This window comes from Brevibacterium limosum, assembly GCF_011617705.1.
Classification (GTDB): domain Bacteria; phylum Actinomycetota; class Actinomycetes; order Actinomycetales; family Brevibacteriaceae; genus Brevibacterium; species Brevibacterium limosum.
On the sequence record NZ_CP050154.1, the window covers coordinates 3,248,221 to 3,267,176 of the forward strand.

Consider the following 18,956-nt stretch of genomic DNA (forward strand, 5'->3'; position numbering starts at 1 on the left):
ATAGCATTCGAGTATCACGACGACGTGTCAAGAACCGGAGGTTGACATGCATTTCCATCAGAACGGCTACGTGTCCGCGGACCCGCGGATCGAAGAGGCCGCGGGCTACGGGATCGAGCGCAGTCAGGATCTGCCCGATGAGGTCGATGTCCTCATCGTCGGCAGCGGTCCTGCGGGGATGATCGCGGCGGCTCAGCTCTCGCAGTACGCGCACGTGAACACGCGGATGATCGAGAAGCGCGATTCGCGCCTGGTCATCGGTCAGGCCGACGGCATCCAGGCCCGTTCTGTCGAGACCTTCCAGGCGTTCGGCTTCGCCGAGGAGATCATGCGCGAGGGCTATCACATCACGGAGATGGCGTTCTGGAATCCGGATCCGGAGCACCCCGAGAACATCATCCGCACCGGTCGGCCCAAGGATGACGAGCACGGGATCAGCGAATTCCCGCACCTCATCGTCAACCAGGCGCGCGTGCTCGACTACTTCGCCCAGTTCGCCGCCCAGTCACCCGGCAAGATCGCGCCCGACTATGGAATCGAATTCGTCGACCTCACGGTCGACCAGGACGCCACGGCCTCGGCGAAGGACCATCCGGTGTCCGTGACCATCCGGTACACCGCGGGCGAGCGCACCGGTGAGGAGCGGACCATTCGCGCAGGCTACGTCGTCGGCTGCGATGGAGCACGTTCGAAGGTGCGGTCGTCGATCGGCCGGACGATGACCGGCGATCAGGCCAATCATGCCTGGGGTGTGATGGATGTGCTTGCGAACTCCGATTTCCCCGATATCCGCACCAAGTGCGCGATCTCGTCGAAGCACGGCAACATCCTCCATATCCCCCGCGAGGGCGGACACCTGTTCCGGATGTACGTCGACCTCGGCGAAGTGCCCGAGGATGACGCACGGAAGGTGCGGTCGACGAGCATCGACGAGATCATCGCTCGGGCCAACGCGATCATCGCGCCCTACAGCGTGGATGTGAAGGAAGTGGCCTGGCATTCGGTCTACGAGGTCGGGCACCGGCTCACGGATGCCTTCGACGACACCGATGAGACCGATCCGGCTTCGCAGTGCCCGCGCGTGTTCATCACCGGCGATGCCTGCCACACGCACTCGGCGAAGGCCGGTCAGGGAATGAACGTGTCGATGCAGGACGGCTTCAATATCGCGTGGAAGCTCGGTCAGGTCATCTCCGGTCGGTCGTCGACGGAGCTGCTGCGCACCTACTCGACCGAACGTCAGGTGGCGGCGAAGAACCTCATCGAGTTCGACAAGGAATGGTCGACGCTCATGGCGACTCCGCAGGAAGCGCTGCCGGACAAGACCTACCTCGAGGACTTCTACGTCAAGACTGCGGAGTTCCCGGCCGGGTTCATGACCGAGTACACCGAGTCGATGATCACGACGCCGCCGACGCATCAGGAGCTCGCGGCCGGTTTCCCGATCGGCAAACGATTCAAGTCGGCTCGCGTCAAGCGCAGCTGCGATGCGAACTTCATCCACCTCGGGCACGAGGCCCGCGCCGACGGTCGCTGGCGTGTCTATGTCTTCGCCGATCGGGCTGCGCCGGTCGTTGCCGGCTCAGCTGGTAGCGGCGAGTCGAAAGTGGCGGCGCTGGCAGCGTGGCTCGAATCGGATCCCGCCTCTCCCCTGGTCGCCTACCGCCGGGACGGTGAGGATCTCGATGCCCTCGTCGAACTCAGCGTCATCTACCAGCAGGAGCACAAGGATTTCGCGTTCCCCGATGTCCCGACTGTCTTCCGTCCGCACGTGGGTGCGTTCGATCTCGAGTACGTGGAGAAGATCTACGCGACCCTGCCCGAGGAGGACATCTTCGAAGCCCGTGAGATCAGCCGCGACGGTGCCGTCGTTGTGGTCCGACCCGACCAGTACGTCGCCGGCATCTTCCCCTTGGACGCGCATGCCGAGATCGGCGACTACTTCGCGGGAGTCTTCGAACCCGTGAAGTGATGCCGGAACGATTCTGTGCTCAAGCGCCCTCGACTGGTGGTGTCTCGACCGCTGGCCGGGGGCGTTCGGGCTGCGTGAGGAGCCCGCAGATTCCGGCTGTGATGAGAGCTGCGGCACCGATGAGCCACAGCGCATACCCGGTGGACGGGTAGCCGATCTCCGTTCCTCCCGTCGGAGTGCCGTCTGGCAGCTGACCATCCCACATCATCAGCGGCGGGTCGAGGACGAGTCCGATGAGAACGGCGACGATCATGGCGCCGATGAGGATGGCCGCCGCGGCCCACCATCGCGCCGAGGCGAAGAAGAGCCCGAGGACGGCGACGGTGATGATCAGCGCCCAGAGGACGAGGTAGGTCGTGTCGGGAGGGGTGGTGGAGTCAAATGACCAGTCCCCCAGCGAGGTCATGATGATGCGCGGACCGCTCTTATTGAAGCTGTCGATGACCGGCACGAAGAGGGTGATGACCCAAGCGGTCAGTGCGGTGAGAGGAAGGAACCGTGTCAGGCGCTGCAGTCGGAGCGTCCGCTTTGCTGTATCGATCGGTGTCCCCAGCTGAGTGGTTCGTTCGATCCGGCGGCGGTCGCTGATGAACCCATACACGCCCGCTGCGATGAGTGCGGAGCCGCCGAGTGTCCAGAGAATGATGCCTGCTGCCGGATCAGCGACGATGAGGGCCGAGCGGTCCTCGCCGGCGGAATCTGTGACCCAGATGCGCTCGCGGGGTGGGTGTGCGAGGAGGACGATCTCGATGACGAGGAGCCCGGCGCCGCTGAGACCAGCGACGAAGGACCAGAGAGAGAACGGGTTGAACATTGTGGCCGTTGCCGCACAGATGAGCACGACCTCCCCCGCCAGCAGCAGTGTCGGCAGGAACTCGAGGTTGCCGAGCGACAGCTCTCCGACGGGCACCGGCCCGAACGAGATCTGACCGAGGGAGGTGACGTGAAATCGCTCGTCGCCGTGATCGCCGCTGTCGAAGATCGGGATCCAGATCATCAGCACCCAGGCGGCGACCGTCACCCACGGCAGCCGCTGCGCGAGGCGATGCGTTCGGTTCCCGCGCGGCCACATGGTGACCCGGGGCTCCGCATGAGGTACCGGCGCTGACTGTTCACTGTGGTCGGCTCGTCTTCGGCGGTGATCGCCGAGCAGGCCGCAGACTCCCGCGGCCAGCAGGCAGACACAGCCGATGGCCCAGAACCCTGCACCCATCGCGGGTTTGGCGACGACCATCCCGAAGACAGGGCGTCCCCGATCGTCGACGGCGTCCCACATGATCGTCGGCAGATTCGCCAACGTGTTCGCCAATACGAGGAAGACGCAGACGCTCAGAAGGAGAGTACCGGCCGACCATAGGCGCCCGACGACCTCCGGCCGCGGGTGCGAATCGGACCGAGACCGAACGGTGAGCAGGAATGAAGCAGCCGCACACACAAGAACGCCGACGGCGACCAATACCATCGAGCCACGGGCCTCCTCGAGATCGAACGGCGGTCCGCCGAGAGCAGTGACGATGATGCGCGGCGGGTACGGCGCTTCGGATGTGTCCTCAGGGCTGGCAATCACCGGCACCCACAGCATGACGATCCATATGCAGAGCGCAGACAGAGACAGCACTTGGGCGAAGCACAGAAGCAGTCGACCGTCTGCAATCTGTCGGACTCTCAGCGGTCCGGGCCGAGTCTCACGCGGCGGGGCCATGACGCTTCGACATGCAGCATTTGATCCGTTCACGACGGTGGTGGTCCTGTTGAGCAGCGGCGACCAGACCACAGATGCCCGCGGCGAAGAAGAGAAGGCTCCCGACGGCCCAGAAACCGAAGCCTGCGGCAGGGTAGGCGACTTCCATGCCCCCGGTGGGCATCCCGTTCGCGGTCTGTCCGTCCCACATCAGGATCGGCGGATCGGCGACCATCTGCAGCATGTGCAGCCCCAGCACCGTGCCGAGGACGATCGCCGCAATCGACCACCATTTCGATGCGGACAGCAGCCAGGCGGTGAACGCGCCGGTGAGGATGATGATCCAGAGCGCGAGGTAACCCGGATTGAGATCATTCATGTCGATCGGGGAGAACCCGAGAGACGTCACGCGGATCCGCATCGATCCGGTCCCGCCGCTGTCGAGGACAGGCACGAAGATCGTGATCACCCAGCACGCCACCGATCCCAATGGGAGCACACGCGCTGCGAGGTTGAGACTTCGCCCCCGCGCAGTCGTCCATCGTGTGCTGCCGTTCTTACCCGCCGTGTCCATACCCACGATTGTCTGCAGAATTCGTGTGACAGGTGTTCCCACGATGTTCCAGATCCGACACGCAGCCTCAGCCCAGGCGCGCGGCCTCGACTCAGTCCGGTCCGAAGACTGCCTGCACCAGTTCCTTCTCGACCGGGCTGCCTTGGCTGTCCGTCGATGTCGGCCGTCGGTGCGCATTGCGTCTGCGCCAGTCGGCGATCTTCTCGGCACGGGTGCAATACTGCGGCGGCAGCTGCTCGGGCAGTACGAAGGTCGGGACGATCGACTGGAATTCGATCGGAGAATCCTCGACCGTGCGCGCAGGCTCGTTCCGCTGTGGTTCGACGAGATCTCGCTGTGGTTCGACGATGTCCTGATGCGGTTCTTCTTCCCGCTGCGGTTCGAGGAATCGAGAGAGGGCTTGGCGCCAATCAGGCCCTGGCGGCGAATCTCCGGGTTCGGACACCGCTTCGGGGCGCGGAAATCGGATTCGGCGAACCACCGCGGGCGTGGCCACGTCGTAGGTGCGCCCGCTCGGTGTGGTGACCCGCAGGCCTTCCGCTGTGGCTTCGTGCTTCCATCCGGGGTGTTCTTTCGCGTAGTTGCAGGATGCACACAGTCCTGAACCGTTCTCCCAGGTGGTCGTCCCACCTGATGCGACCGGTAGGGCGTGGTCGGCGTGCCGGATCGGGGCATCGCACCACGGGGTCCGGCACACATCGTCGCGGAAGGTGATCATCTGCCGCAGTCGGCCGGTGAACTCCCGGCCCTTCGCGTCCATTCCCACCAGCTGTCCGTCGTCGGGGCGGGTGAAGATCCTGCTGATGAGCATCTTCGCCTCGTTCGCGGTGACGAATTCCCGTGTCGTCTTCGCCGGCAGTGGCCCGAACCCGGGCAGCCAGGCCGGTACGAGTCCGTCAGAGAGCAGGGATTCGGCTTCGACAAGCAGATGGATCTCCGCGGGCACCGCCGTTGCGCTCGGCTGGCCGCTCAGCCGTTCGACGAAGGTGTCGGCGAGCACCTGCTGGCGGTTCCGCTCACCTGCGTCACCGGCGACCGTGATCGTTTCGGCGCCGGCTCGGAGGCTCTCATAGGCGGCAACGGCCTGTGGAAGCGGCAGGATTGCGGAGATCCTGGCCATCCCGTCGTCGATCACGGTCAGGTTCACGCGTCGATTGGTCGCTGCTTTCGCTGCCCGCTTCGCGGCCGACTCGGCGTCCATCTCCGCGCTGAGCGCACGCACTTCGGCGCGCAGGCTGCGCAGCCCGGTCGGTTCCAGACTGCGCTTCATCCGCGTATCGACCTTGCGCCGATCGGCATCGGCGAGAACCGCGGTCTCGTCGACCATGATGCGCGCTTTGTCTTCGGAGATCTCCCCCTTGGCCAGAGCTTTGAAGGTATTGGGCATCCCGATGACGATCGTGCGGGCAGTGCCGAGGAACTTCCTGCCTGATCCGGGAGAGACCTTCTTCGCCAGCCCGACCTCGTCGCCGGCGCGCTTCCCGCAGTCGATCGCGGGCACCCGGTTGAGCCGGTCCCGTTCGATGCGCAGCGCCTCGAAGGCCACGGCTTCCTTGGACTGTGCGGCGACGACAGCGGATCTGAGTTCTTCGAGTGCCGTGATTCGCGCCAAGGTCTCCGCCTCGGTGCCGCCCTGGCCGAGCCCGCGCAGGAACTCACCGAACCGAGTGATCTCGGTCAGCGGATCCGGAACCGGGGCTGGTTCACGTGCGGGGTCGACGTCCATATGAAGACGGTACCCGTCGGCGCTGACACGACGTCGGTAATGCATCCGGCACAAGCCGTCATTCCAGTTCAGGCACCGTGCCAGATCGCACAGGAAGAGTGGCCTCGACCCGCTCCCGGTTCAGCTGACTCCGCGCTGGATGCGGTTGAGGATCATGTCCATGGCGACGAGGTTGTGGCCGCCGTCGGGGATGATGAGGTCGGCATTGCGCTTCGACGGCTCGACATAGAGTTCGTGCATCGGCTTGACCGTGCCCAGGTACTGGTCCTCCACCGATTGCAGGGTCCGTCCGCGGTCGACGACATCGCGTTTGATCCGGCGCAGCAGACGCACATCGGCGTCGGTGTCGACGAAGAGCTTGATGTCGAGCAGCTGGCAGATGCGCGGTTCGGCGAAGATTAGGATGCCTTCGACGATGATGACCGGTGCGGGTTCGACCAGCGTCGTCTCGTCGCTGCGGTTGTGGATCGAGAAGTCGTAGACCGGACTCTCGACCGCCTCCGAGTTCCGCAGCGCTGTGAGATGGTCGACGAAGAGGTCGTTGTCGAAGGCGTCGAGATCGTCGTAGTTGACCTTCTCGCGCTCCTCATAGGTGAGCTCGTCGCGCCGCCGGTAGTAGTTGTCGTGGTAGAGCACGGAGGGTGGGCCCTCGCACTTGTCCAACAGCGCCTGAGTCAGCGTCGTCTTTCCGCTGCCGGTTCCGCCGGCCACGCCCACAACCAAAATCTCCACGGGACAAATATAGACCACGACCCCCGCCGAGGCGGCTCCCGGCTTCCGTACTCACCCGAGGCTGCGGGTCAGCTGAGTCCACAGCTCCTGGTCGAAGCGCCGCCGACCCAGCAGACCGGCCATATGCCTCACCGCATTGTCGACCTTGCCGCGCCAGACCTCGATCGCCGTCTTCGCATCCGCCCGGCTGAGCGCCCGGAACATGGCCCGATCATCGCTGACGATGCGATCGCTGGCCGGAGAATAGTCGAGTTGGAGGATGGAGATGAACAGCCGCAGCCGCAGAGTCAGAGCCTCAAAAGCACGCGCCGATTCCCGCAGCCCCGAAGCGCGCGCCAGTTCCTGCTGGAAATGCAGGTCGGCGTCCTCGACATCGATTCCGCTGCGCGTCGGCGCGGAGGCCTCGACCTGCCGCAGGGCCAGCTGCACGGGCACGAGGTAGCGCTGCGGACGCAGGGCCAAGGACCTGAGCACGACCTCCCCGATGGCCATGCGCGCGGCATAGAGGTCGAGCACGTCGACGGTCGTGATCAAGGGGATCCGCGCACCACCGCGGGACCCGTCGAGCAGTTTGTCGTCGACCATCCGCCGCAGCGCCGCATCGACCGAGGCCCGGGGCACCTGCATGCGGCGAGAGAGCAGGCGGGGATTGATGCGGTCGCCGGGTTCGTATCCGGAGTCGATGATCTCCTCGCGCAGCGCGATCGCGAGGTGTTCGGTGACCGATCGGGTCTCCTTCGGCAACCACGATGAGATCTCCATTGAGTCAGAAGTGATGGAACTTCTCTGAGGCTCGTAGGGAACGGATTCCCGCCACAGCACTCCTTCGAGTCCATGCCGCACGCGTGCGGCGAGCAGATCGAGCAGGGACCCGGGAAGGTCCTGACACTCACCGAGGCGGCCCTTGAGAACGGCTGCGAATTCGTCGAAATCCTGACACACCCTCACCCGCGCTCCCGCGTCGTCAGGCAGCGTGCACGGGACCTCGCCGAGGGGGTCGAAGACGAGGAAGTCGCCGTCTCCGTCGAGCAGGGCGAGCAGTTCGGCGGTGGGCAACTGCCGATGTTCGCTGTCGAAGCGCTGCGCCCACCGCTGGACTCCCGCGGTGCGCAGGGCCGCGGTGATTCCGGCGATGCGCCGTTGGATCCGCCGTGGCGGCACCTCCGCTCGCCCGCTTCCATCCCCACCAGCAACGACGCGGCGGAACTTGAGGATGACAAGCGGAAATCCGCTGGCGGCGAGGACGAGCTCCCTGCCACAGGCCACCTCGGCGACGGGAAGGGTGAGAGCACGCACGGACCGGGCGACGATGCTCTGGCTCAGCCCCGTGGCCTCAGCCAGGGCGCGGGTCGAATAGTCCCTCCCGGAGATCCGAGCTCCCGCGGTCGCAACGAGGGCCTCAACGACCTGATCGGCAGTGCCCTGGATCGGCGGGCGGCCGCTGCGGGGTCGGTCCTCGAGGTCGGATCGGCTCGCCCACCGACGCAGGGTCGACGGTGATGCACCCGTGCGCGCAGCCGCCTCGGCGGGGGTCGACGTCGTCAGCAGCGCCACGGCGTCACGACGGAACTCAGCGGAATACATCTCTCTATTCTAGGACTTCTGACTCAAACGTTCACGGCGTTCGTTTCCACCTCTTCACCCCCGGATATCGGCGGCGCATACTGAACTCACACCCAAGCTCCACGGTCAGCGCCGACGCGTGAGAGCACCGATTGCAAGCACCGAAGGAGCACAGTTGCTGCACACCGAAACCGACCTCGACAAGCTCACTGCCCAGTCGATCGACACCGTCCGTCGGTGGCTGCGGGTGTCCACGTCGATGACGACGGCGAAGAACCCCGCGGCCGAGCGCCTCTCAGCTGTCCTCTCCGACGACAACGGCCTCGACTTCACCGTCGGATTCGTCGATCGGGTCGTGCGCACCGATGATGTCCATGCCGCCGCCGATGCGCTGACCGAGGTCGGCAAGCTCGCTCCCGAGACGATGTCGTACCTCGACCGCGCCCAGATCAAGGCCGGTGCCGCACTGGCCAAGATCGCCCCGCAGGTCGTCGTGCCCGCCGCCCGCACCCGCCTGCGCCAGATGGTCGGTCATATGGTCGTCGACGCCCGGGACAAGCAGTTCGGCAAGACCGTGGCCGCGCTCACCGCCGATGGCCACCGGCTCAATATCAACCTCCTCGGCGAGGCCGTGCTCGGTGACGGCGAAGCCGACAACCACCTGGAACAGACCCACCGGCTGCTCGCCCGCGACGACGTCGACTATGTGTCGGTGAAGGTCTCGTCCGTGGCTTCGCAGATCTCGATGTGGGCCTTCGACGAGACCGTCGACTATGTCGTCGAACGCCTCCGCCCGCTCTACAGCCAAGCGGCGAAAGCTCCGACCGGCGCGAAGTTCGTCAACCTCGATATGGAGGAGTACCAGGACCTCGAGCTGACGATCGCGGTGTTCACGCGCCTGCTCTCCGAACCGGAGTTCAAGGATCTCGAGGCCGGAATCGTCATCCAGGCCTACCAGCCCGATGCGCTCGGCGCGGTGCAGCGGCTGAGCGAATTCGCCTCCCGCCGCGTCGAGAACGGCGGAGTCGGGGTCAAGGTCCGCCTCGTCAAGGGCGCGAACCTGGCGATGGAGACCGTGCATGCCGAGATCGCCGGCTGGCCTGCGACGACGTGCGATTCGAAGCAGTCCACGGACGCGAACTACAAGCGGGTCCTGCACTGGCTGTTCACCCCCGAGCGGATGAAGGGGCTGCGCATCGGCGTGGCCGGACACAACCTCTTCGACATCGCCTTCGCCCACCACCTCTCCGTCGAACGTTCGGTGACCGAGCGCGTCGAATTCGAGATGCTTCAGGGCATGGCCAGCGAGCAGGCCGCGGCCGTGACCGAAGACGTCGGGGACCTCCTCCTCTACGTTCCGGCCGTGCACCCGAAGGAGTTCGACGTCGCGATCTCCTACCTCGTGCGCCGCCTCGAGGAGAACTCGGCGTCCGAGAACTTCATGTCCGGCATCTTCGACCTCGCCAACGGCAATGATGTGTTCAAGCGCGAGGCCGACCGGTTCACCGCGTCGGTCGCGCAGCTCGAATCGACCCTCGACGCCGATGGTGAGTCTGCGCCGGCGCCGAACCGCCACCAGAATCGATCGACCGAAACGCTCGGTGACACGGTGGTTCCGACCGAGTTCGTCAATGAGCCCGACACCGACCCGGCCCTACCGGCCAATCAGGAATGGGTACGCAGGATCATCGCCGAGGCGACCGCCCCCGGCTACCTCGACGACCGGCCGAAGGCGCCCAGGATCGAATCCACGACCGAGCTCGATGAGATGATCGCCCGCGGTCGCGCCGCCGCTGCCGACTGGCGTGCCCTCGGTGCCGCCGGACGGGCCGAGATCCTTCACCGAGCCGCCGACATCTTCGCAGCCCGGCGCGGCGAATTCATCGCCGTCGAGGCCGCTGAGGTCGGCAAGATGCCCTCCCAGTCCGACCCCGAGGTGTCCGAAGCCATCGACTTCATCCGCTACTACGCGCTGAATTCGCTGGAACTCGAGGACCTCGAGGGGGCGACCTTCACCCCGGATGAGATGGTCGTCATCACTCCCCCGTGGAACTTCCCCGTGGCGATCCCCACCGGCGGCACCGTTGCAGCGCTGGCGGCCGGGTCCGCGGTCATCCACAAGCCCTCGGGGCCGACCCCGCACTGCTCGGCGCTCATCGTCGACTGCCTGTGGCAGGCCGGAGTGCCCAAGGACGTGCTGCAGCTGTGCGCCCCGATCGAGCGGGAGCTCGGCCAGCACCTCGTCTCACATCCCGATGTCGACCGAGTCATCCTCACCGGCGCCTCGGAGACCGCGGCGATGTTCAAGTCCTTCCGCTCCGAACTCCACGTCAATGCGGAGACCTCGGGTAAGAACGCCCTGGTCATCACCCCGGCGGCGGACCGGGACCTCGCCATGGCCGACCTCATGTATTCGGCCTTCGGACATGCCGGGCAGAAGTGCTCGGCCGCCTCGTTGGGGATCATGGTCGGATCGACCTACGATTCCGAACGCTACCGTCGCCAACTCATCGATGCCGCCTCGTCGATGGTCGTCGATTGGCCGTCGAACCTCTCGTCGACCATGGGCCCGCTCACCGAGGATCCCTCGGACAAGCTGCGTCGGGCGCTGACGTCGTTGGAGCCCGGTGAATCCTGGCTCCTCGAGCCCAAGCAGCTCGATGATACGGGGCGACTGTGGAGTCCCGGGATCAAGGACGGGGTCAAGCCCGGATCGTTCTTCCACCTCACCGAGGTCTTCGGTCCGGTACTCGGGCTCATGCATGCGAAGGACCTCGATGAGGCCATCGAGTTCCAGAACGCCGTGGACTTCGGCCTCACCGGCGGCATCCACTCCCTCGACCCCGAGGAGGTCGCCACCTGGCTCGATCGGGTCGAGGTCGGCAACGCCTACGTCAACCGCGGAATCACCGGTGCGATCGTGCGTCGTCAGTCCTTCGGCGGGTGGAAGCAGTCCTCGGTGGGGCTGGGGTCGAAGGCCGGCGGCCCGAACTACCTCATGCTCTTCGGGCACTTCGCCGATTCCGGCGATCAGGACCTCGAGGCGGCGAAGGCCGACGACCGGCGCTGGTTCGACCGCGAATTCGGTGCGGCGAAGGACCACACGGGACTGCGCGCGGAGGCGAACATCTTCCGCTACCGTCCCCGCCCGGTGACTCTGCGCGTGACCGCCGAGGCGAGCCTGTTCGATCTCGAACGGTCCCTGCACGCCGCCCGCACGGTGGACTCACCGGTGCAGCTGTCCGTCGCAGAGGATGTGCCTGCCGAGGTGAAGATCGCAGTGACGAATGCCGGTGTGCCTGCTCGCACCGAGACGGCCGCCGAGTTCGCCGAGATGGTCGGACAAGGTCGCTACGACGACACCGTGGGGGCGCGCATCCGCGTCCTCGGACGGTTCGAGGACGAGCTGCTGGCTGCGGCCGCACCACGTCCGGAGGTCGCGATCATCGATGAGCCGGTGACCACGTCGGGACGGGTGGAGCTGCGGTACTACGTGCAGGAGCAGGCGGTGTCGATGACGCTGCACCGCTTCGGCAATCCGAGCCGTGACTTCCACGAGCTCGCCGCCGCCCTCACCTCCTGAATTACTACCTGACGGCGGCTGAGCAACCTTGCGCGAGGTTGCTCAGCCGCCGTCAGGTAGTTCTGGGGCAGGGCGAGTTGTGTAGGATGAGTGCCACCCATGGCGCTCAGTGGACTGTCCGACTGTTCACAAGCTGTTCACATCTTCGCCGTCGTCGTCGATGAGTGAGCCGCTAGGGTGCAAGGGACCGCGCACGTGGATCGCCACGATGTGCACAGCCGCTCATCCGCCCGAAAGGCACCCATGAAAGTCACGACCACTCTGTCCTCCGCCGCGGTACTCAGCCTCGTCGTCGGCCTGTCCCTCCCGTCGGCTCCGGCCATCGCGACCCCGGCCGCAGCCGCCGACACCCACATCTCCGAGATCGCCTACACCCTCGAGACCGACTTCATCGAGATCGCCGCCGACCCCGGCACCGACATCTCCGGTTGGACCTTCGGATCGGTGACGCGCGGGGGCAGCGTCCAGGCACAGGAGAACACCGTCACCGCGCCCGAGAACACGACGGTCGGCGACTCCGGCGCCGTGGCCATCGACGTGCCGATCACGAACTCCGTCAAGGCCGGCTCGGCCGCCGACGGAGCGTACGGTTCGAGTGCCTTCGTCATCGCCGACGACGGCGAACTGATCGACTTCCAGCAGATCGGGGGCGTCGTCGACGGCAAGGGCGTCACCGGCACGAAGAACGTCTTCACCCCCGCGCCGGTCATCGGGCACGAAGCCGAACCGACCGGCGCGACTGCCGCGGGCGGCCAGTCGATCCAGCTCGCCGGCGACATATGGAAGTCGGCAGCCCCGACCCCGAACGCCCTGCCCGACGGCGACGACGGCAATGGAGGAGGCGACGACGGCAATGGAGGAGGCGACGACGGCGAGAACCCCGAGGACCTCACCCCGATCGCCGACATCCAGGGCACCGGCGACTCCAGTCCGCTCCAGGGCACGACCGTGACCACCCGCGGTGTCATCACCGCCGCCTACCCCGAGGGCGGGTTGAACGGCTACTACATCCAGACCCCGGGCACCGGTGGAGCCGATGCCGCGAAGGACGCCGCGTCCGACGGCATCTTCGTCTACTCCCCCGACACCGTCGCCGATATCAGCATCGACGACCATGTCGAGGTCACCGGCACCGTCTCCGAACACTACGGGCAGACCCAGATCTCCGTATCCGCCAGCGGGCTCAAGACCGTCGACGAACCCGCCGAGGCAGTCAAACCCGTCGAGGACGCCTTCCCCACAGGAGACGAGCAGCGCGAATCCCTCGAAGGCATACTCCTGCAACCGAGCGAACCGCTGACCGTGGCGGACAACTACAACACGAACACCTACGGTGAGGTTGTCCTCGCCACCGGTGAGGGCACCCTCGACCAACCCACCGACGTCCACCGCCCCGGCACCCCCGAGGCGAAGGCTCTGGAAGCGGAGAACCTCGACCGTGAAGTCGTCCTCGACGACGGCGCCACCGTGAACTTCCTCAAGACCGACAAGGACGTCCCCCTGCCCTACCTCGGACAGGAGGACCCCGTCCGCGTCGGTGCTCAAGCGAACTTCACCTCTCCGGTGGTGCTCGGCTTCGATCATGAGAAGTGGCGGTTCCAGCCGACAACCCGCCTGACCGGGGACAACGCCGAGGCGGTGCAGCCGACCAGCTTCACCGACACCCGCACCGAGGCCCCTGAGGCCGCCGGCGGGCAGGTCAGCCTCGCCAGCTTCAACGTGCTCAATTACTTCACAACCACCGGTGACCAGCTGGACGGCTGCCAGTACTACGACGACCGCGACGGCAACCACATCACCGTCCGCGGAGGCTGCGATGCTCGCGGTGCCGCGAACACGGAGAGCCTCAGACGGCAGGAGACGAAGATCGTCACCGCGATCGACAAGCTCGACGCCTCGGTGGTCTCGCTCATGGAGATCGAGAACTCCGCCGCCTTCGGCAAGGACCGCGATTCCGCATTGAAGGCCTTGGTGCAGCGCCTCAACGAGGCGGCCGGAACCCAGAAGTGGGACTTCGTCGACTCCCCTGCCGCAGTCCCAGCCGACGAGGACGTCATCCGCACGGCCCTGATCTACCAGCCCGCCGAGGTGGCCCCACAGAACGAGTCCACAATCCTTGATGATCAGGATGCGTTCTCCAACGCCCGCGAACCCCTGTCCCAGGCGTTCGCCCCGAAAGACGACACCGGTGAGGTCGAGAAGGACAAGACCTTCGTGACGATCTCCAACCACTTCAAGTCCAAGGGTTCGGGCGAAGGTCCGGGCAATGAGGACAGCGGTGATGGTCAGGGCGCGTCGAACGCCGACCGCGTGAAGCAGGCCGAAGCGCTCGTCGACTTCGCCGGAGACCGGCAGAATGCCGCGGCCAGCGACTACGTCTACCTCCTCGGCGACTTCAACTCGTACACGCAGGAGGATCCGATGCAGGTCTTCTACGAGGCCGGCTACAAGGACGTCGCGGCGGAGAAGACGGTTGAGTCGACCTACGTCTACGGTTCGCGCACCGGCAGCCTCGATCACGTGCTCGCCCTCGACACCGCGGCGGGCGCGGATAGCGCCGCGAACGCACAGAGCACCGGCACCGAGGCGGCACTGCCTTCCAGCGGATTCGACGCGATCACCGGGGCCGATGTCTGGAACATCAACTCAGTCGAGGCGCTGGCCCTCGAATACAGTCGCTTCAACTACAACGCGGCGGATCTCTTCGCGCCGGATCAGTTCCGCGCCTCCGACCACGACCCTGTTCTCATCGGGCTCTTCGACGAGGACTCGGACGACGGGGGTATGGATGATGCGGCCGACGAGGGTTCAGAGGACGCAGACGGTTCGGACGAAGCCGAAGCCGGAAGCATTGGCGGCGGCGACGACTCCGCGGGCGACGACGCCGACGGCACGAACGTCGGCTCCGACAGCGACAGTGCCGACAGCGACAGTGGAGGCAGCGACAGTGCGAGCAACGCCAGTTCGTCAGCCTCGGGCGAGGGCGGCTCGGGCAGCGAAGCGGGAGGCAATCTGCCCCGTACGGGTATCGATCCGACGATGATGATGGCGATCGCGGCGGGACTCATCGCCATCGGCGCGAGCGTCGTCATCATCGTCCGCCGACGCCGCCTGAGCTGAGATCCCGGCAGCGCTCAGTCGCTGACGGCGACCTGCCCGCGCATGAGCACCCGTGCGGTGCGAAACAGGGAGGTCGCCGTCACCGTCTGCGCTTCGTCGTCCCAGAATGCCGAAGCGGTCACTACCCCCGATGGTGTGCCCAGTCGCACTTCGGGGCCGGTCCAGTCGGGATTGTTGCGCTCGATGATACACCGGACGAACGAATCGCGATCGGGCAGCAGCGCGGCCGCCGCCAGGCACATCGCGGCGGTTCCCGGGACGGCCCTGTGCGCCTGTTCCATCGAGATGACGCGGACGAGGATATCGACGTCGGCAGCCGGAAGCTCGGTGCCGTCAAGGAGTGTCGTCGACTGCGGATTGCTGACGATCGCGACCTTCGGCACGACCTCGGGTGCTGTCTTCGGTGTCTGACACAGCCCCATGCGCACGGCCGCCTTCCGCCGCAGTTCGTCGATGAGGCGCATCGTCGGAGCGCTGGCGTCGATGGCCTCCGGCCTCTCCGTGCCGTCAAGCGAAACCAGCGTTGATGGCACGACGACAAGCGGCAGAGTCGCGTCGACGAGCGTGGCCTCGAATCTCGCTCCGCCGACCTCGAATTCTTCGCGACTCACTCCGGTCGGCAGCAGCGAACCAGTCCGGCTGCCGGCAGGGTCGGGGTAGATGAGTTCGATCGGGGCACCCGTCCCGCTGACCCCGGGCACCACGAGCTCTTCCTCGACCGCGGCCTGCCCGTCGAGGACGTCCAGTCCGACGTCGACGAGTTTCTGCGTATTCGTGTTGAACAGGCGGAAGACGTGCCACCCGTCGGCGGCCTCGATCAGCCCGGCCGACAAGGCGAAGGGAACGACCCCGGACGACAGATTTCCGCAGTTGCCGGAGTAGTCGACGGCCGCCTCGGTGACGGAGACCTGCCCGAAGGTGTAATCGAGGTCGACGCCCTCCCGCGTCGAAGCGGATACGACCATCACCTTCGACAGGGAGGAGATGCCGCCGCCCATCCCGTCGAGCTGCCGACCGAACGAATCGGGTGAGCCCAGCGCCGAGCAGAACAGCGCATCCCGCTCAGATGTGTCGCCGTCCTCCCCAAGCACCGGCAGCGCATCCTCCCGGAAGAACAGGCCCTTGCTTGTGCCGCCGCGAACGAACGTGGCATCGATCCACTGAGTCATGGTCTCAGCGTAGTCAACCCCACTGACATCACTTCACGGACTTCGGGACGATCGCCATGGCCGCGAACCCGAGGACTGCGACGAGGGCGAAGAGGTAGAAGCCCCACGGGTAGGCGATGCCCGCGGTGACGAGGGCACCGGTGATGAACGGACCGACGATGGCGCCGATCCGCCCGATTCCCGAGGCCATACCCAGAGCCGTTCCTCTGGCCTGAGCCGGGTAGATGGCCGAGACGAAGGCGTAGACGAGCACCTGGGCGGAGAAGACGAAGACCCCGGTGATGAACACCGCGATGTTGAGCAGCACCTGGCTGGTCATCGGAATCGACAGTGCGGCGAGGAAGATGGCTGCGAGGACGAACCACATGAGCACGATCTTCTTCGTTCCGTAGCTGTCGGCCAGCCAGCCGGCCAGGACGAGTCCGACGACGGCGCCGATGTTCATGACGAAGAGCATGACGAGGGAGTCCGAGACCTCGTAGCCGGCGTCGGCCATGATCTTCGGCAGCCAGGTGTTGAGTCCGTAGACCAGCAGGAGTCCCATGAAGCTCGCCGCCCACACGCCGATGGTCACCAGCGCCAGCTTGCCTGCGAAGAGTCCGGCCATTCCCGTCTTCACCTGCGCGTCGACGGCACCGGTCGGATCGACGGTCTCGCCCTCCTTCGCCGAGGCGGCCGCCGGGTTCCTCTTGATCTCCTGCGCGATGAGGAACGTTTCGGATTCGGGCAGCTTCCAGATCAGGAGGGGAACCATGGCCAGACCGGCGAGTCCGCCGGCGAGGAAGAGCAGGTGCCAGTTGTGGGAGTAGGCGACGGCGAGCAGGGAGATCGCGACGGCACCGGCGTGGTAGCCGGTCATCGTCAGGGTCGTGGCCTTTCCGGTCTTGCCCGATTTGTTGTATTCGCTGATGTAGGCGAGCGCGCTGGGCATCACGGCGCCGAGGAACAGTCCGGCGATGAATCGGTAGGTGGTGAACAGTGCGACGTTCGGAGCGAAGGCGACGAGCAGGGTGAAGACGCTGAAGCCGATGACGCAGCCGATGATCGCCCACCGTCGTCCGATCCGGTCGACGACGGGGCCGACGGACACCGCACCCAGGCCGACGCCGACGAGGCTGAGCGTGGCCACCAGGGTAGCCGCCTCGGGGGTGAATCCGAGGGCTTCGGTGGCCAGCAGCTCGGGGATGACCGCGCCGAGGACGACGAGGTCGAAGCCCTCCAGGGCGACGGCCAGCCAGCACAGGACGGCTGGCCAGCGTCCCGCTGGGGTGACGCGGGTCGTGGATGCGGATGGGGTGGTTGCGGACATCGGTGTCTCCGGGGTGTTGTCGTGCCGGTCAGAACGGATAGGGCGCGATGGACGAGCGCATCGTCACCCATTGGGTTTCGGTGAACGCTTCGATATTGGCTTCGGCGCCGCCGAAACGGGATCCGTTGCCGGAGTCCTTCATCCCGCCGAAGGGGACGTTGGCCTCGTCGGAGACGGTCTGTTCGTTGATGTGGATCTTGCCGGTGTCGACGAGGTCGGCCAGGTCCATGGCCATACCCACATCTCCGAGGATGCCCAAAGAGAGACCGTATTCGCTCGCGTTGACCATCTCGGCGGCTTCTTCGAGGGTGGAGAACCGGGCCACCGGGGCGACGGGTCCGAAGATCTCCTGCGCCCAGGCGGGGTTCGAGGGGCTGAGGTCAGTCAGCACGGTGGGTGGGACGAAGGCGCCTTCGCCCGGCCCTCCGGCGACGAGCGTGGCACCGTCGGCGGTGGCTTTCTCGAGGATGTCGCGGACGTGAGTGCGCTGTTTCTCGTCGATGATCGGTCCGATCGCGACCTCCTCGGTGGCGGGGTCGCCCACCGGCAGGCTGCGGGCGCGTTCGGCCAGCTGCTCGACGTATTCGTCGTAGATGGATTCGTGGACGAGGTGGCGGCCAGTGGTCATGCAGATCTGGCCCTGGTGCATCCACGATCCGAAGGCTCCCGCCGAGGTGGCCGGACCGACTTCGGCTCCGGGAAGGACGACGAGCGCATTGTTGCCGCCGAGTTCGAGGTGGCAGCGCTTGAGGAGGCGACCGGCGGCTTCGCCGACCTTGCGTCCGGCCGCTGTGGAACCGGTGAAGGAGATGACGGAGACCTCGGGAGCGGCGACGACGGCTTCACCGGCGTCGAGGCCGCCGGGCAGGACCTGGAGCAGTCCTTCGGGCAGTCCGGCCTCGGCGAAGACCTTCGCGATCGCCACTCCGGCGCACACGGCGGTGCGGGGGTCCGGCTTGAGCAGAACGGCGTTGCCCAGGGCGAGGGCCGGGGCGACGGAGCGCATGGCGAGGATGAGCGGGAAGTTGAACGGGGCGATGACGGAGACGACTCCGGCGGGCACCCGGCGGGCGAAGGACCAGCGGGGTTCGTTCGAGGTCAGCACCTGGCCCTTGGGGTGGCTGGGCAGGGCGGAGGATTCATAGCAGATTGCTTCGGCGGAGGAGATCTCGAGTGCGGCCTTGGGCGGGATGGAGCCGGCTTCGCGGATGATCCATCCGGCGAGCTCATCGGCGTGTTCGGCCCACAGGGCACCGGCGCGGCGCAGCACTGCGGCTCGTTCGGCCGGTGTGGTCTTCGCCCATTCCTTCTGTGCTGCGGCGGCTCGCGTGACGTCGTCGGCGCTGGCGGCGCCGAGGCGGCCGAGGGTCTCAGCGGTGGCCGGTTCGATGACGTCGTAGGTCTCTCCGGAGCCGGCGGTCCAGGTGCCGGTGAAGATCTTCTCGTGCCAGTCGGTTCCCAGGAAATCAGTCATTGTCTGTCCTCACTTCTTCTTCGGGGCGGGTCATGTCTGTGGTTCCGTGAAAC

General features: G+C 66.1%; 11 protein-coding genes. 3 read left to right on the top strand and 8 right to left on the bottom strand.

The window, feature by feature from the left end:
* Nucleotides 1–46: 46 nt before the first annotated feature.
* Nucleotides 47–1,972 carry an FAD-dependent monooxygenase gene (locus GUY37_RS14735; protein WP_166827063.1) on the top strand — a complete coding sequence of 642 codons (1,926 nt, stop codon included), beginning with the start codon at nucleotides 47–49 and terminating at the stop codon, nucleotides 1,970–1,972.
* A gap of 19 nt (nucleotides 1,973–1,991) precedes the next feature.
* Here GUY37_RS14735 and GUY37_RS14740 read toward each other — a convergent pair whose 3' ends face one another.
* From GUY37_RS14740 to GUY37_RS14760, 5 genes are all read right to left on the bottom strand, one after another.
* Nucleotides 1,992–3,554, bottom strand: a complete 1,563-nt coding sequence (locus tag GUY37_RS14740) for a hypothetical protein (protein WP_166827068.1) — start codon at nucleotides 3,552–3,554, stop codon at nucleotides 1,992–1,994.
* A gap of 103 nt (nucleotides 3,555–3,657) precedes the next feature.
* Complete coding sequence (locus GUY37_RS14745; protein WP_166827071.1) at nucleotides 3,658–4,227, bottom strand: hypothetical protein; 570 nt, start codon at nucleotides 4,225–4,227, stop codon at nucleotides 3,658–3,660.
* Nucleotides 4,228–4,318: 91 nt separating this feature from the next.
* The gene (locus tag GUY37_RS14750) at nucleotides 4,319–5,953 is read right to left on the bottom strand and encodes an HNH endonuclease (protein ID WP_166827074.1); all 1,635 of its coding nucleotides are present in this window, start codon (nucleotides 5,951–5,953) and stop codon (nucleotides 4,319–4,321) included.
* 120 nt (nucleotides 5,954–6,073) lie between these two features.
* Nucleotides 6,074–6,685 carry a uridine kinase gene (gene udk, locus GUY37_RS14755; RefSeq protein WP_166827077.1) on the bottom strand — a complete coding sequence of 204 codons (612 nt, stop codon included), beginning with the start codon at nucleotides 6,683–6,685 and terminating at the stop codon, nucleotides 6,074–6,076.
* 51 nt (nucleotides 6,686–6,736) lie between these two features.
* Complete coding sequence (locus GUY37_RS14760) at nucleotides 6,737–8,269, bottom strand: FCD domain-containing protein (protein WP_166827079.1); 1,533 nt, start codon at nucleotides 8,267–8,269, stop codon at nucleotides 6,737–6,739.
* Nucleotides 8,270–8,423: 154 nt separating this feature from the next.
* Between GUY37_RS14760 and GUY37_RS14765 the strand changes: the two genes are divergently transcribed.
* Nucleotides 8,424–11,831 (top strand): bifunctional proline dehydrogenase/L-glutamate gamma-semialdehyde dehydrogenase, encoded by a 3,408-nt coding sequence (locus GUY37_RS14765; protein ID WP_208094685.1) that lies wholly within the window; start codon nucleotides 8,424–8,426, stop codon nucleotides 11,829–11,831.
* A 243-nt stretch (nucleotides 11,832–12,074) separates the two neighbouring features.
* Entirely contained in the window at nucleotides 12,075–14,951 is a 2,877-nt protein-coding gene (locus GUY37_RS14770; RefSeq protein ID WP_166827082.1) for an ExeM/NucH family extracellular endonuclease, read from the top strand.
* Between the two features lie 14 nt (nucleotides 14,952–14,965).
* On the opposite strand, the gene GUY37_RS14775 is transcribed toward GUY37_RS14770, so the two are convergent.
* From GUY37_RS14775 to GUY37_RS14785, 3 genes are read right to left on the bottom strand one after another with little or no spacing between them, the layout of a single operon-like run.
* The gene (locus GUY37_RS14775) at nucleotides 14,966–16,120 is read right to left on the bottom strand and encodes a PrpF domain-containing protein (RefSeq protein ID WP_166827085.1); all 1,155 of its coding nucleotides are present in this window, start codon (nucleotides 16,118–16,120) and stop codon (nucleotides 14,966–14,968) included.
* 28 nt (nucleotides 16,121–16,148) lie between these two features.
* A complete protein-coding gene (locus GUY37_RS14780; RefSeq protein WP_166827088.1) occupies nucleotides 16,149–17,429 on the bottom strand; it encodes an MFS transporter in 1,281 nt (426 codons plus the stop codon).
* A gap of 28 nt (nucleotides 17,430–17,457) precedes the next feature.
* On the bottom strand, nucleotides 17,458–18,903 hold the full coding sequence (locus GUY37_RS14785; protein WP_166827090.1) for a benzaldehyde dehydrogenase: 1,446 nt from the start codon (nucleotides 18,901–18,903) through the stop codon (nucleotides 17,458–17,460).
* Between the last annotated feature and the right edge of the window lie 53 nt (nucleotides 18,904–18,956).

Coding starts and splice junctions, on each gene's coding strand:
- GUY37_RS14735 (WP_166827063.1), top strand. CDS start 47: ATGCATTTCCATCAGAACGGCTACGTGTCCGCGGACCCGCGGATCGAA.
- GUY37_RS14740 (WP_166827068.1), bottom strand. CDS start 3,554: ATGCTGTGGGTGCCGGTGATTGCCAGCCCTGAGGACACATCCGAAGCG.
- GUY37_RS14745 (WP_166827071.1), bottom strand. CDS start 4,227: ATGGACACGGCGGGTAAGAACGGCAGCACACGATGGACGACTGCGCGG.
- GUY37_RS14750 (WP_166827074.1), bottom strand. CDS start 5,953: ATGGACGTCGACCCCGCACGTGAACCAGCCCCGGTTCCGGATCCGCTG.
- GUY37_RS14760 (WP_166827079.1), bottom strand. CDS start 8,269: ATGTATTCCGCTGAGTTCCGTCGTGACGCCGTGGCGCTGCTGACGACG.
- GUY37_RS14770 (WP_166827082.1), top strand. CDS start 12,075: ATGAAAGTCACGACCACTCTGTCCTCCGCCGCGGTACTCAGCCTCGTC.
- GUY37_RS14775 (WP_166827085.1), bottom strand. CDS start 16,120: ATGACTCAGTGGATCGATGCCACGTTCGTTCGCGGCGGCACAAGCAAG.
- GUY37_RS14780 (WP_166827088.1), bottom strand. CDS start 17,429: ATGTCCGCAACCACCCCATCCGCATCCACGACCCGCGTCACCCCAGCG.
- GUY37_RS14785 (WP_166827090.1), bottom strand. CDS start 18,903: ATGACTGATTTCCTGGGAACCGACTGGCACGAGAAGATCTTCACCGGC.